Origin of the sequence: Cohnella soli (genome assembly GCF_042655525.1) — a bacterium.
In the GTDB taxonomy this organism is placed as follows: domain Bacteria; phylum Bacillota; class Bacilli; order Paenibacillales; family Paenibacillaceae; genus Cohnella; species Cohnella soli.
In genome coordinates this window covers 278,518-292,226 of record NZ_JBHSMI010000067.1, presented here as the reverse complement: position 1 = coordinate 292,226, position 13,709 = coordinate 278,518, and the positions used below count along the sequence as shown (strand labels likewise).

Sequence of the window (13,709 nt, the reverse complement as noted above, 5' to 3'; positions counted from 1 at the left end):
CCTTTTGCTCCAATATTTCGTTATATTAGCGAGGAGTCTATAGAACAGGTGGAACGAACATGGCCAACACTGTCCTGATCGTCGAAGACGAACGGATTTTACGCGAAATTATTAAAGACTATTTCCTGAACGAAGGGTACGAAGTGCTGGAAGCCGGAGACGGTAAAACGGCGCTAGACTTGTTCCAACAGCGTTCGGTGCAATTGGTTTTGTTAGACATTATGCTGCCTGAGCTTGACGGCTGGTCCGTATGCCGGCGCATTCGCAAGACGTCGGATGTTCCGATTATTATGCTGACTGCACGCGTGGACGAAGACGATACGCTGCTTGGCTTCGAGCTTGGCGCGGACGATTACGTGACGAAGCCTTACAGTCCGCCGGTGCTGCTAGCGAGAGCGAAGCGGCTGATCGACAGCCGCGCCCGGAGCGCCAAGACTGCCCAAGTCGCCAACGGAGCGAACGCCCATGCGGGAACGGGAGATACACTGACGTTGAGCGGCATCAAGATTCATTTTCCGTCCCGGACAGTTGTTTCGGATGATGAGTCGATTATTCTGACACACACTGAATTCGAAATTCTCGCCTACCTGATGCAGAACGAGGGGATCGTCATCTCGCGCGAGCAGTTGATTACGAAAATATGGGGTTACGAGTACGCGGGAGACGACCGGACGCTGAACACCCACATTCGCAACGTCAGAACGAAACTGGGCGAGAAAGCGAAGCTGATCGTAACGGTCGTACGGACAGGGTATAAATTCGGGGGCGTCGTATGAGAATCGGCATCGTACCGAAACTGTTTCTGCTAACGATCGCGCTTTGTTCGGCGATACTGGGCGTTATTTATGTCGGGCAGACGATTTTTTTCAAAGATTATTACGCCAATCGTAAAGTGAACGACATCAAGGCGAGCATCTCAGCATTCGAGCATCAACCGCTTTCCTCTAATGCGTCGACAAGCTTGGTCAGACAGCGCGAGCAGGAATTTTATCGCAATAACAACACATGGATCACGACGCTCGACCGCTATGGCAACCTGGCTCGATCGGATGATTTTTATCTCGACTTCATGCCGGAGAATGTGAAGCCGCAGCCCGACAACCCTTACCGAATTCCGCTGTATCACTTGGTTGACTCGGACAAAGTGGAAGAAGCGAAAGCGTTGTTCGCCCCTAAGCTGAAGGCCTTTTTGTCCGTCGTGATGGACGATGGCGAGCCTGTCGCGCCAGTATTCCTTCAGGAAGAAGGCAGCCGAAAGCTGTGGAGCAACGACCTGTTGTCGAAACAAGTAGACGAGATCAACATCCAAATCAAAGAAGAGTACATGGAATACGAGAAAAAATTGCAGGAAACCCGCAAAAAAGCGGCTGGGCTGAAAACATCGCGGGAGAAATTGCCGACAGAAATTTTGCCGGAAATTGTAGTCAACGAAAACGGGATCCTATTTGAGGACCCCAATATGCCGCAAGCGACGGCAGAACCCTCGCAAAAACCTTTTAAGAGCGCGATCAAACAACCCGCGCACTATTACACCGGGCTCATTGTCGATGCCGTATTCCCGGACCCGAACGGAACGTCGAATCTGCTTTATTCGAATCGGCTTTTCCTGGAGCGAATCAAGCAGTTCCAAGAGGAATTGTTGTTTGGCGAGAAGAAGGCGGACGACGGCTTGTTGCATACGATCGACTACGAGGAGAGCGGCGTGAAGTATAAGCTATTCGTTCATCGAATCGAAGGCGAAAACGGACAACCGGCGTATATTTTCGCCATGGCGTCATTGCAACCTGTCGACGAAGCGGTGCGCATGATTCAGGACTATTACGTGTACATCGTCCTGTTCGTAGTCGTGCTTGTACTTCTGGCATCGCTGTATTATTCCCTTAGAATCGCGAGACCGTTGCTGCGTATCAACCGGACGACGAAAAAGATCGCGGACTTGGATTTTACCGAATCGCTGCCCGTTCGTTCCAAGGACGAGATCGGCGAACTGTCGCGCAATATCAATTCTTTGTCTGCCACTCTCCATGGCTATATCGGCCAACTACGGCAGGATATCGAGAAAGAGAAACGACTGGAGTCGACCCGGAAGGAGTTTATCTCGGGCGTCTCCCATGAGCTCAAGACTCCCCTCAGCGTCATGAAGAGCTGCATTTCGATTCTAAAGGACAACGTGGCAAGTCATAAAAAAGAGTATTATTTTGAAGCGATGGAGAAGGAAGTCGACAAGATGGATCATCTGATCGTGGATATGCTGGAGCTGGCTAAGTTCGAGTCCGGCACTTACGCGATGAAAATGGACGTCTTCCGGATCGACAAGTCGATCGGGGCGATTCTCGAGCAGCTCGAGCTTCCGATTGCGAGCAAAGGGCTGCGAGTCAAAACGCAACTCTTACCTGTTGAGGTCGTCGCTAACGCACATCGAATCGAGCAGGTATTGACGAATTTTATGACGAATGCCATACGCTACACGCCGGAAGACCAGCTTATTCTCGTATCGACGATTGAGCATGAGGGACGGGTCGCCGTCTGCGTGGAAAACAAAGGCGCACACATTCCGGAGGAACAACTGGACAAAATCTGGGATCGCTTCTACCGCGCGGATTCGTCTCGGCAACGTTCGCAGGGCGGTACGGGTCTCGGACTTGCAATCGCCAAAAACATTTTGGAGCTGCACGGCGCGGAATACGGAGCGGCGAACACGGAGGACGGCGTTGCTTTCTACTTCTATTTGAACGTATACGAAGAAGAAATATAAATCTTTATCTCATCTTTATATCGGCTCCATTTCACCTTGATTCGCAAGTTCTACAATGACGTCATGAGAAAAAACATCAAACGCTTAGCGTTCATCGTCGCCATTTTAGCCATAGCCGCTGTTGTATTGCACAATCAAGTCGAAGGTGGAGTTACAGGGAATAAGGTGAGCAATGCGCCTGAAGCGGAAAATATGAGAACGGCGGGGGACAAAGGAGGTTCCGACAAACCGCCCTCGACTAACGAGTCATCCGGATCATTGGCAGGCAGAACGATCGTCGTCGATGCGGGTCATGGGGGCAAGGACGTCGGCTCTATCGGGAAAAACGGCTTATACGAGAAGGACGTCACGCTGCCTGCTGTGCTCGAGCTCAAGCGACAGTTGGAGGACAAAGGAGCGACCGTTGTTCTGACACGAGCGACGGACGAGAAAGTTCAGCTCGAAGAGCGGGTGGACGTCGCAGCCGACGAAGCTGCGGATCTGTTCATCAGTATCCACTTCGATGCTTTCGAGGATCGGGGCGTCAAGGGAATGACGACCTACTACAACAAGGAAGAGGACAAAAAATTCGCCGAGCTCGTACACGAGTCTCTGGCCAAGCTGGATGCGAAAGACAGAGGGGTGCAGTTCGGCGATTATTTCGTGCTTAGGGAGAATGCGAGACCGTCCATTTTGCTGGAACTGGGTTACATCTCTAACGAGCAGGACGAGAAGCGAATGCAAACGGACTCGTTCCGGGAGCAGGCTGCAGCCGCCATCGTCGAGGGGGTTATCGCATGTCTCGGGTAGAGCGGCAACCGACGACCTCTTCTCGCGAACGTTCACAGATGTTGTTCGAGCAGCTCATTCGTCCTCATCTGGATGATTTGCGGAAATATTGTTTCTATCTGGCGAAATCGAAATGGGACGGGGAAGACTTGTTCCAGGAAACGCTCGTGAAGACGATGCGTTATTTCGCGAGAGTAGAGCCGCTGCGGCACAGCGTCAAGCCGTTCTTGTTCCGCGTCGCCCGCAACCTGTGGATTGATCACTACCGCGCGGTTCAGAAAAAGGGTGAGCTTGTCTTGTTTAACGCGGATCTGTTGACCCCGACATTCGACGCGGATTACGGTGAGATTAGGAGTTGGGCGGAACGGTTCGCGGAGACAATTCCACGGCGCAATATTGTAATCTGGCTCCTGTTCGACTATTACGGTTATTCGATGCAGGAGATCGCCGAGGACATGCGCTGCTCTGTCTCGATCGTAAAGTCTGTTCTGTTTCGCACAAGGAAAAGAATCCGTGAACTGACGGTACGGCCGGCAACGCGTCCTGCTGTCAGAGAAAGCGAATCTCTCGCGGAACGGATGCTAAAAGCGATCATGAGCGATAATCCGCAATGGCTAATGGCGTAGCGGGATGTCGCGACGTCGTGGTAACATGAAAGGGCAGGGCCGCGAGAGGGAAATCCCAAGGGAATTCCGTAAGCGTTGCGGTCATTTAAGGAGAAATGCCCGACATGAAAGACGACCATGCGATTTTCGATAGAGGATTCGACAACTTAACGTCTCTTGCCGATGAGATCGGCGAAGCGCTTCTTTGTCCGGTGACGATCGAGGACGCCCATCATAGATTAATCGCATACAGCTCTCATGACGGGCAAAGCGACCCGGTGCGTATCGCAACGATCATCGGTCGCCGAGTGCCCGAATACGTCATCCGGGAACTGTGGAGCAACGGGACGATGGGCAAGCTGAACGAAAGCGACGAGCCGATTCGCATACCTTCAATAGACGGTATCGGCTTCGGCGATCGGCTGGCGATCGCTGTTCGCAGAAGGAACGAAGTACTCGGTTATATATGGGCGTTGGAAGTCGGGAAGAAGTTCGGCCCCGAAGATTTGACGCTGATGAAGATCGCTGCCGCTGCCGTCAAATCGAACATTCTCGAATTAGAAATGAGGAATCGGAAAGACGAGAAGGAGCATCAGGAGTTTCTGTGGCAAATGCTTACCGGCAATTACAGCTCCGTCGACCGTGTCCGGGCGAAGGCGGATAAGTTGGGTATTGCCCTTCCGTCAACTTACCGTATTCATATATTCGAATATAATTCCAATATTTCCGAAGAGACGCGCAGGCGCATTCGTTATGTCATTCATGCCAACCCGCAGGAACAGATCGTGCTGCATCTCGTGAACGGCAAACATTTGATTTTGTTGTCGGGGCACAACTCCGAGGGGTTTGTCTCACGGATGCTCGACAGGCTCGGGCCGTTGGTTGCCAACGCGGGAGCGGGGCTTCTGTCCGGCGATTACGCAGCTGCAGAGAAGCGTTATCAAGAAGCACTAAGCGTACTGCGTATTCGCGAGAAGTTTCCGGAACGGTGCAAGGAGATTTATCGGTACGAGGAACTGGGTTTCTATCGGTTTCTCCCGAGGATGGCCGAAGAGTGGCGCGAGCACAATTTCGTTAACGCCAGCATTGGTAAGCTCAAGGCGTACGATGTGGAGCATCAATCGGATATGCTGCGTACGCTTGAGCTGTTCCTGGCAAGCGGCAGCAACGTGAAGAAAACGGCCGAAACGCTCCATGTGCATGTGAATACATTGACGTATCGGCTGAAACGGATCGAAGAAATCGGCGATATCGATCTGGACAGTATGCACGGCAACGTAACGCTTTTTTTGGAGATGCAGTTGGCTAAGTTTGTGGAGTAGTAGCTCTGTGGAAGTCATTGATGCTCGCAGTGAGGATTAACGTCAAAACTCCAACTATTCTTTATAGATTGGCAAGCATTTCAGAAATAGCGACGATTTCCATTTAATTTGCTCTGGCAGGCTAGATTTGGTTATCAATCAACAAGCCAGCCCAAATGAAAATTACGCCAAAATCCCCGACCGGAATCGATCCGGATCGGGGTTTTTTTCTGCATAAACCAGCACTCTACAAGCGTTCAACAGCAGCTTCTCTCCACAATTCACTCACTCAACAACATCAGGAGAATCAAGCTCAAGCTGGACTTCTACGCTGCCGAGCGCGTACCAGCCGTCCGGCTGGCGGCCGGTGTTGCCGAGCTGGATAGCCGGCTGTCCGGTGTGGCGATTGAGGATAGCAAGCTCCAGCTGGTAGTGTCCGAGCGGCATGTTGGCTGGAATCCAGATGGCGCTGTCGAACAGGCTGTCACCTGGCATCCAGTCGCGAATGTCGGCGTTCGTCATGAACTGCTCGTTTGTTTGCTCATTGCGGAGCCGCAATGCGAGAGGGAAGTTTTTGTAGCATGGCGCGACGCCCAAGTTTTCCCACCACGAAGCGAACGCAAGCTTGCCCCCTGGCTTCACGGCAGCGGGGAACGAGAATTTGCGCAGCGCCAAGCGGTAGCCCATTTTGTTCAACCAGCGATTGATATGGGGCTCCCATTCTTTCGGGATCGGCGAAGATTTCGCGTTGAAAGATGAAATATGCCATTTCAGCGACTGATCGATGATGTAGTCGACATCCCAGCCTTTGTCTTTCCAATGCTGCACGACCCAGCACACTTCAAGCGATACCGGCGCTTTTTTCCATGCATCCTGCATGCCCGAACGAATAAGCGTTTGCGGATAATAGTCGTGCATATGCGACCAGTCTTTGGCGAAATCCCATGCGTTGCCGCAGACGTCGCCGAGACAGTCCACGCGCCAGCCTACATTCGCTTGGGACAAGCCGTAACCGTTTGTTTTCCGGTCGGTCAGCAGCATAATAAGCGGCGTTTCCTTGAAGGAATCCGTGTATGCACTGACGAGCGCTTCTCTTGTCGGTTGGGATAGCTGATTGGAGCCGACGCCTTCTCCCCACGAACCGACGATGGACAGATCGACGCTTTCCATATCGGGATGCCCGTCGTATCTTTGGCCGATCGCGCGAATGCATCCGCCGAAGTATTCGGCATAAGTCGGGTCTTCCGGATCCGCCATCCAGCCGGCCAACGTAAAAGTATCAGCCGGTTTCCCGAGTATTTCGCGATACCATGCAGGCACGTCCTCTCTCTCGTTCGCGCCATACGGGGCGATGCGCAGCATCAGCGTCTGCTTACGCTGGCGCGCCGTTGCGAGCGCGTGGTCGATCATCTCCCAGTTGAATTTGCCTTTCTCCGGCTCTACATATCTCCAGTAAATTCTGAAATAAGCGATTGTCGTCGCCGGGTGATTCTCGTTTTCCAAGTTGCCGTCGAAATCTTGGTACACAATCGGGAATCCTTCGGTCCAGCCTGTGCCTTCGTTTAACTTGTCGCCGTTAAACCGCTGAAAAGTCATAAATCCGATGCCCGGATTGGTTAATACATCGTCGATTAGCGTTGGTCTGGCGTTGATGATTTTGCTTGTGCCCATCGTGGTTCACTCCTTGCGAGACAGTTACTTTAATCGTAATCCAAATGGGCCGCAGCGCAATTTTGATTTCTTGACTTTGCTTGAATTTTATTGACTTGATGAGGTGATTTCTGTCGATAGAGAAAGTTAGGCAGGCAGGTTGGCTTCGCTTTGCTGCGATTCTCAGGTGGGGATCTGGTCGATGAGCGTCTGCTGCACTCTTGCAACGATGGAAAACATCGCACCGCACCCCCGACGGGCTGATCTTGAAGCTGCTACGATGTTTTTAATCGTTAGGGAGCAAGAACTTGGCCAATTGGCGTCTACGGGGTCACTTTAACGATGGAAAACATCGCACCGTACACCCGACGAGCCGATTTCGAAGCTGCTGCGATGTTTTTAATCGTTAGCGGATAAGGACCTGGCCAATGCGTTTCACCTGTATGCCGCCTGCATGTCTCCCGCGCGCCCCCGATTGCCAACGATAGTCGATCTGTGTTATGAATAGGATCATTCCAGGAGGTGCCTCATGAAATTACAGGTCGGCGGCAAAGCCAGATGGTACGTCTACCAAAAAATCGTCATGCTGTTCGTCGTATTTCTTGTGCCGCTTATCGCTTTGAACATTTGGGTAAATTACAGGGGAATGACTTTCCTGAAAGATAAAATATTGGACTCGGCGACCGCCAGCGCATCTTCTTATGCCATGCAATTGGACAAGGAGATGTATTTTGTTCGCAGCCAGCAATTGAGGTTCATGAATGAGCAGGAATTGCAGAAGCTGAGTTTTCGAGGCGGCAAGCTGGAAAAGTATGACGAGGTGGAACTGATCGAACAGGTCAGAGCCCGGTTATCGCCGCTCGTCGATACGAGCGATACCATTGTTAATGCCGGAGTGTTCGTTGAGTCTATCGGCAAGACGATTTCGGCGGAAAGCGCCGTTACGGACGTCCCGAACCGCGAATACGATCTGATCGCCGCGCTATTGAAGCGCTCGTCTCCATCTTCCTTCTATGAGGCGGGAGATCGGATTTTTTTTATTGAAAGCCAGAATAACGGAAGTATCGTGTCCTATATTGAGATATCCAAGGCGAAGCTGATTGAAGGTTTGCGACAAGTCACTTCCCTGTACAAGGAATCCGAAGTGTTCCTCGGCAGCCCCGAACTTGGAAGCGTGTTGTCGACGACGCAAGACGGTCAGTCTGCCCAATTGGAAACTTCGTTGATCCCTGACCAGCAGATTAACGACAAAGTTACACCGGAATGGAAGACGATCGACGGCACGAAGTATTTCATTACGCACCATGCCGTAGGGGCGCTGAATTTATCGTTGACGATGTACGTGAACCAGAGCGAATTGATCCGACCGATCAGCAAGTTTAATGTGTCCTTTTATATTTTGTTCGGCATTGCCACGGTCATTCTCGTACTTTACGCCTTCTCGGTTCATGTGATGATCCATCGCCCGTTGTCCAACTTGGTCAAAGCTTTCCGCATCATCGAGACGGACAACCTGAATCTGGTCATCGAATCGAAAAGAAACGATGAGTTTCATTACCTATACCAGAGCTTTAACCGGATGGTTAACCGCTTGAAAGTATCGATCGAAGAGAACTATGAACAGAAGATCTCCTTGCAGCATTCGGAGTTAAAGCAATTACAGTCGCAAATTAACCCGCATTTCCTGTACAATAGCTTTTTTAACATTTACATGCTGTGCAAGATGGATGACTCGGAGAGCGCCGGCGAGCTGTCTCAACGGCTTGGAAGTTATTATCAGTACATTACTAGAAACGGTGCGGATGAAGTTCTACTGGAGAAGGAATACCAGCATGCGCTCGATTACTGCGAAATTCAATGCATCCGTTTTTCCAACCGAATCTCTTATACGTACACCGAAGTTCCGGATTCGCTCAAAAAAATCCACGTGCCTAAGCTGATCATTCAGCCGATTGTCGAGAACGTATTCGATTATGCTTTCGAAGACGAGACGAGAACCGGGAAAGTCTTCATCGGGGTGAGCCAGGACGAAGATTGCGTTAAAATCACCGTTGAGGATAACGGACAATTGCTGACGGAAGAACGTCTCAATCAATTGAAGGAGCGGCTGGCGAACAAGCACAGGCAAGGAGAAACAACCGGCTTGTTTAACGTGCACAACAGACTGGCGCTCAAGTACGGAGCAGGCAGCGGCGTGTTCGTCTCGCGCAGCGTGCACGGCGGCTTGAAAGCCGAACTGATCATCCATCTGGACAAGAAGGGAGTTTGATCGAACATGTATCGTATGTTAATTGTGGACGATGAACCGATTATCGTGAACGGACTCATTCAGATGTTCCAAGATCATTCCGAATTTGAACTGGACATATGCAAGGCGTATTCCGCCAGTGAAGCGCTCGAGATTGCGAAGCGGACGAAGCTGGACATTCTCGTTAGCGATATTCGTATGCCCAGCAAGACCGGCCTGCAATTGGTCGATGAAATCTCGTATTATTGGCCCGCTTGCCGGGTTATTTTCTTAACGGGTTACAACGAATTCGATTACGTGTACGAAGCGATCCGCAAAAACGCGGACAGCTATATTTTAAAGACCGAAGGCATGGATCCGATCTTCGAAGCGGTGAAGCGAGCGATTCTCAAGCTGGAAGAAGAGAACAATAGACGGCTGGAGCAGGAGAGGGCGCAATTGCATCTGCAAATCGCCGACCCGTATTTGAAAATGGAGCTGCTGTCCGCGATGCTCGACGGCGGTCAGTCGTTGGTGTCGCTGCTTGCGAGCGAGAGGTATGCCGATCTGGACATTGCCATCGATCTCGCCCGTCCGGCATATCTCGTTGCCGGCGTAGCGAACGGGGCGGATGCGCCCAAGCGCAAGACGCTGCAATCCGTGCAACGCATATTCGAGCAGTTGCTGCCGGAGTCGCTGGCTTGCGAGCATACGATATACGAAGATGTCGTACCTGTCTGGCTGCTGCAGCCGAGCGAGGAATTGTTTGCGAGATTCGTCGACCGTGATACTGTCCGGAACGCTGCCGGCAGTGGAGTGGTTGCGTACTTGAAAGGCGTTCTGGAACAAATCCAGAACGAATGCGAGGCAGCGCTCGAAGTGTCTGTTGCATTCGGTATCTCCGGTAATCTGTCCGATAGATGGGAGACCGTACCCCAGAGGATGACAGCGATGCTTGCCGGGATCCGGGACAAGGTTCGGCTTGGCAACAAGCTGGCGATCGTCGATTTCAGCAAAAGCGCAGGAACGGAACCGGTTGCCGACAGCGGCGCAAGCAAGGAAGAAGGAGAACAACGGCAGTGGCTGATCGAACAAATTAACCAATACGTGCACGACCACCTGGCCGGCGATTTGTCTTTGACGACGATTTCCAGCGAGTTTCATTTTAACCCATCGTACTTATCTCGCTATTACAAGCAGGCGACCGGACGCAATTTACTGGAGTTCATTCAGGCGACGAAGCTGAATGCGGCCATCGATCTGATGCTTCATACGCCGCTGAAGCTAAACGAAATCGCCGATCGCACCGGATTCGATTCCAACTCCTACTTTACGACCTTTTTTAAAAAAATGACGGGCATGTCGCCGCAGCAGTATCGAAACGCACGTCGGTAAAAAATCTAAAACTTTTGTAAACGATTTAAAATTGCGAGCGTTTTCCCCTGTTAGCTACAATACAGACATGGAGCTCCTAAACCTAACAAACGGCAGTCAGGGGGACATATGCAAATGAAAAAACAGAACGTATGGAAAACCGTGCTATTGTCATCGCTTGCACTAACGACGCTAGCGGCTTGTTCGAGCAATAAGAACGATTCGTCGTCGCCTTCCGCATCATCCCCGGCAGCTTCGGCTTCCGCTTCTTCGCAAGCATCCGAGTCAGCCTCTTCGGCACCGGACCCGCTTGGCAAATATCCAGAGACGGTAACCGTGACGGAAGTCATCGGCTACAATCCTCCGGAAGATCCGCGGACGCCTTCAGGTCTCACTCCTGACAAGAACGCGTACCTGAAAGACCTGAAAGAGAAAATGAACATCGACGTTAAATTCAAGTGGATGGTGCCTTCCAGCCAATTCGAGCAGAAGTTCTCGCTTGCGCTGGCATCGGGCGACCTCCCGGATATTATGGAACTCGATCAGAAAAACTTCGAAAAATTGAAAAACCAGAACATGCTCGCGGATTTGACCGAAGCCTATAACCAGTATGCGTCTCCGGAACTGAAAGGTTACATGGAGTCCGACGGCGGATTCACGATGAAGACGTTCAGTTCGGACGGCAAACAACTCGCGATTCCGGCTTTCGAGGATCCGTTCCTCTCCACTCAGCTGCTCTGGATTCGCAAAGACTGGCTCGATAAAGTCGGCATGCAACCACCGACCACAATGGAAGAGCTTGATAAAGTTGCGAACGCGTTCGTTAATCAGGACCCGGACGGCAACAACAAGAAAGATACTTACGGCGTCGCGCTGCAAAAAACGTTGTTCTTCTGGGGCTTCGATCTGAGAGGGTTCTTTAACGGATTCGGCGCTTATCCTTCCGTTGGCGACGCGCAGTCCGCTTGGATTAAAGGAAGCGACGGCAAGCTTGTTCCGGGCTTGATCCAGCCGGAAATGAAAGACGGCTTGACGATGCTGCAATCCTGGTACAAAAACGGCGTTCTCGATAAAGAGTTCGCGCTGAAAGACGAAAATAAAGTCGTAGAAGATATCGTTGCCGGCAAAGTGGGCATCTCTTACGGCGAATGGTGGTACCCGAACTGGCCGCTGAACACGAGCTTGGATAAAGATCCGAAAGCCAACTGGATCGCGCTCCAAATTCCAGGCGTAGGCGGTCCTGGCAAATCGCTTGTTCCGAAAATCCGCGCCGGCAAAGTGTACGCCGTGAACAAAAACGCGAAAAATCCGGAAGCCGCAATCAAAATGTTGAACTACTACATCGAGATGGGCTACAAGAAATATATGGACAAAACCGAAGCGAAAGACGGATTCGTCTACAACTGGTTTAATCCACGGATCTACAATCCTGCAGACATCGATACGATTTACACCGAAGTCAACAAGGCGCTCGATGCGAACCAAACCGAAATCACGTTGGACGACCAAAACTTCAAAAGCGTCGATTCGGTCTTCAAGGCAACGAAAGCTTACATGTCCGGCGATACTTCCAAAGCTTCCAAAGGCGTGAACTGGGGACAATACTTCAGCCGCGCCGCTAAAGACGGAGGCTGGGGCACTACGCGCAAAATCAAGGAAAGCAACGCTTTCGTAAACAATGAGTTTTACGGCTTGCCTACCGAGACGGTCGTCAGCAAAGGAAGCCAGCTCGATAAGCTGATGCAAGAATCTTTCACCAAGATCATCATGGGTGCGCCAATAGGTGAATTCGATAAATTCGTGTCTAGCTGGAAATCTCTCGGCGGCGACAAAATCATCGAAGAAGTGAACGCTTGGTATGAGAAGGAAGCTGTCAAGTAAGTAGATTAGACGGGCGGGGGGTTGCGTCGAAAAGTCGACAAGACTTCCCGCTTTTTTTAGAGGAAGTTCAAAAAGCCCGATTTTGATCACGGAGTCATTCGGGAAGCGGTTTCGGCATCGAATCTTGAATTCAGCCGGGACTTCCGGTGCTCACGTAGGTTTGCCTACGCTCCGCTCCTCATTCCCTAGCTTCTTTCAACCTTCTCGGTGCTGAAAACCGGTCTTTTTGAACACGATGCGAGGGGGAACAACGATGAGATCGCTCACAAAAAATTGGCCGCTGCACGTGATGTTATGGCCGGGCGCTATTTTAACACTGATCTACGCCTACGGGCCGATGGCGGGACTTGTGATGGCTTTCCAGGACTTTCAGCCGCTTTCCGGCTTCTTCAAATCGAAGTTTATCGGATGGGATAACTTTCAGTACGTCTTTCATCTGCCCGACTTCGGCCAAGTCGTGTGGAATACGATTGTGATCGCCGTATTTAAAATGGTGCTGTTCCTGCTTGTACCGCTTATTCTTGCGCTTTTGTTAAACGAAGTGACGAAAAAATGGTTTTCGCGGGTCGTACAATCGGCGATTTTCCTGCCGTTTTTCCTGTCCTGGACGGTGCTTGGCGGCGTTATTATCGAACTATTCTCGTTAAACGGTCCCGTGAACGGACTGATCACTTCTCTCGGACTTGAGCCGATTATGTTCATGCTCAAAAACGACTGGTTCAGAGGCATCATCATCGGAACGGACGTATGGAAGGGCATGGGCTATAACATGATTATTATGCTGGCAGCCATTACCGGTATCAACGCAACGTTGTACGAAGCCGCCGAAGTGGACGGCGCGGGCAAGTGGAAACAAATGATCCATATTACGCTTCCGGGCATTGCTCCGATTTTGATTTTGCTAAGCGTATTGAGCCTTGGAAATATCCTGAATGCCGGATTCGAACAAATTTTGATTATGTATAATCCGACCGTGTACGAAGGGGCGGATATTATCGATACATTCGTTTATCGGCTTGGGATGTTCAGCCAGCAATTCGGGCCTGCCGCCGCGATTGGTTTGTTCAAATCCGCGATATCGCTGGGCCTCGTCTCCATAACGTATTATGCGGCATTCAAATACAACAACTATCGGATTTTCTAGGGTG

Annotated in this window: 10 protein-coding genes; 9 read left to right on the top strand and 1 reads right to left on the bottom strand. The window is 51.1% G+C overall.

Going from position 1 to position 13,709, the window contains the following annotated elements:
- The first annotated feature begins 59 nt into the window (after positions 1 to 59).
- The 5 genes from ACFPOF_RS30695 (at position 60) to ACFPOF_RS30675 (ending at position 5,450) form a co-directional block, all read left to right on the top strand.
- Positions 60 to 776, top strand: coding sequence for a response regulator transcription factor (locus ACFPOF_RS30695; protein WP_378139491.1), 717 nt, complete (start codon positions 60 to 62; stop codon positions 774 to 776).
- On the top strand, positions 773 to 2,755 hold the full coding sequence (locus ACFPOF_RS30690; protein ID WP_378139489.1) for a sensor histidine kinase: 1,983 nt from the start codon (positions 773 to 775) through the stop codon (positions 2,753 to 2,755). Before ACFPOF_RS30695 ends, ACFPOF_RS30690 begins: the two co-directional genes overlap by 4 nt.
- 63 nt (positions 2,756 to 2,818) lie before the next feature.
- Positions 2,819 to 3,544 carry an N-acetylmuramoyl-L-alanine amidase family protein gene (locus ACFPOF_RS30685; protein ID WP_378139487.1) on the top strand — a complete coding sequence of 242 codons (726 nt, stop codon included), beginning with the start codon at positions 2,819 to 2,821 and terminating at the stop codon, positions 3,542 to 3,544.
- Positions 3,532 to 4,149, top strand: a complete 618-nt coding sequence (locus ACFPOF_RS30680) for an RNA polymerase sigma factor (RefSeq protein WP_378139485.1) — start codon at positions 3,532 to 3,534, stop codon at positions 4,147 to 4,149. Before ACFPOF_RS30685 ends, ACFPOF_RS30680 begins: the two co-directional genes overlap by 13 nt.
- Positions 4,150 to 4,253: 104 nt before the next feature.
- Positions 4,254 to 5,450 (top strand): PucR family transcriptional regulator, encoded by a 1,197-nt coding sequence (locus tag ACFPOF_RS30675; protein WP_378139483.1) that lies wholly within the window; start codon positions 4,254 to 4,256, stop codon positions 5,448 to 5,450.
- 264 nt (positions 5,451 to 5,714) lie between these two features.
- Here the strand turns inward: ACFPOF_RS30675 and ACFPOF_RS30670 are convergent, their stop codons facing one another.
- On the bottom strand, positions 5,715 to 7,100 hold the full coding sequence (locus ACFPOF_RS30670) for a DUF4832 domain-containing protein (protein ID WP_378139481.1): 1,386 nt from the start codon (positions 7,098 to 7,100) through the stop codon (positions 5,715 to 5,717).
- 508 nt (positions 7,101 to 7,608) lie between these two features.
- Here ACFPOF_RS30670 and ACFPOF_RS30665 point away from each other — a divergent pair.
- From ACFPOF_RS30665 to ACFPOF_RS30650, 4 genes are all read left to right on the top strand, one after another.
- A complete protein-coding gene (locus tag ACFPOF_RS30665) occupies positions 7,609 to 9,348 on the top strand; it encodes a sensor histidine kinase (protein WP_378139479.1) in 1,740 nt (579 codons plus the stop codon).
- 6 nt (positions 9,349 to 9,354) lie between these two features.
- The gene (locus ACFPOF_RS30660; protein ID WP_378139477.1) at positions 9,355 to 10,701 is read left to right on the top strand and encodes a response regulator transcription factor; all 1,347 of its coding nucleotides are present in this window, start codon (positions 9,355 to 9,357) and stop codon (positions 10,699 to 10,701) included.
- Between the two features lie 114 nt (positions 10,702 to 10,815).
- Positions 10,816 to 12,561, top strand: coding sequence for an extracellular solute-binding protein (locus ACFPOF_RS30655; RefSeq protein ID WP_378139475.1), 1,746 nt, complete (start codon positions 10,816 to 10,818; stop codon positions 12,559 to 12,561).
- A gap of 253 nt (positions 12,562 to 12,814) precedes the next feature.
- Positions 12,815 to 13,705, top strand: coding sequence for an ABC transporter permease (locus tag ACFPOF_RS30650; protein ID WP_378139473.1), 891 nt, complete (start codon positions 12,815 to 12,817; stop codon positions 13,703 to 13,705).
- The last annotated feature ends 4 nt before the right edge of the window (positions 13,706 to 13,709 follow it).

Excerpts from the sequence above, each read along its gene's own strand:
- ACFPOF_RS30685 (WP_378139487.1), top strand. The coding sequence starts at position 2,819 with ATGAGAAAAAACATCAAACGCTTAGCGTTCATCGTCGCCATTTTAGCC.
- ACFPOF_RS30655 (WP_378139475.1), top strand. The coding sequence starts at position 10,816 with ATGAAAAAACAGAACGTATGGAAAACCGTGCTATTGTCATCGCTTGCA.
- ACFPOF_RS30675 (WP_378139483.1), top strand. The coding sequence starts at position 4,254 with ATGAAAGACGACCATGCGATTTTCGATAGAGGATTCGACAACTTAACG.
- ACFPOF_RS30650 (WP_378139473.1), top strand. The coding sequence starts at position 12,815 with ATGAGATCGCTCACAAAAAATTGGCCGCTGCACGTGATGTTATGGCCG.
- ACFPOF_RS30670 (WP_378139481.1), bottom strand. The coding sequence starts at position 7,100 with ATGGGCACAAGCAAAATCATCAACGCCAGACCAACGCTAATCGACGAT.
- ACFPOF_RS30695 (WP_378139491.1), top strand. The coding sequence starts at position 60 with ATGGCCAACACTGTCCTGATCGTCGAAGACGAACGGATTTTACGCGAA.
- ACFPOF_RS30665 (WP_378139479.1), top strand. The coding sequence starts at position 7,609 with ATGAAATTACAGGTCGGCGGCAAAGCCAGATGGTACGTCTACCAAAAA.
- ACFPOF_RS30660 (WP_378139477.1), top strand. The coding sequence starts at position 9,355 with ATGTATCGTATGTTAATTGTGGACGATGAACCGATTATCGTGAACGGA.
- ACFPOF_RS30680 (WP_378139485.1), top strand. The coding sequence starts at position 3,532 with ATGTCTCGGGTAGAGCGGCAACCGACGACCTCTTCTCGCGAACGTTCA.
- ACFPOF_RS30690 (WP_378139489.1), top strand. The coding sequence starts at position 773 with ATGAGAATCGGCATCGTACCGAAACTGTTTCTGCTAACGATCGCGCTT.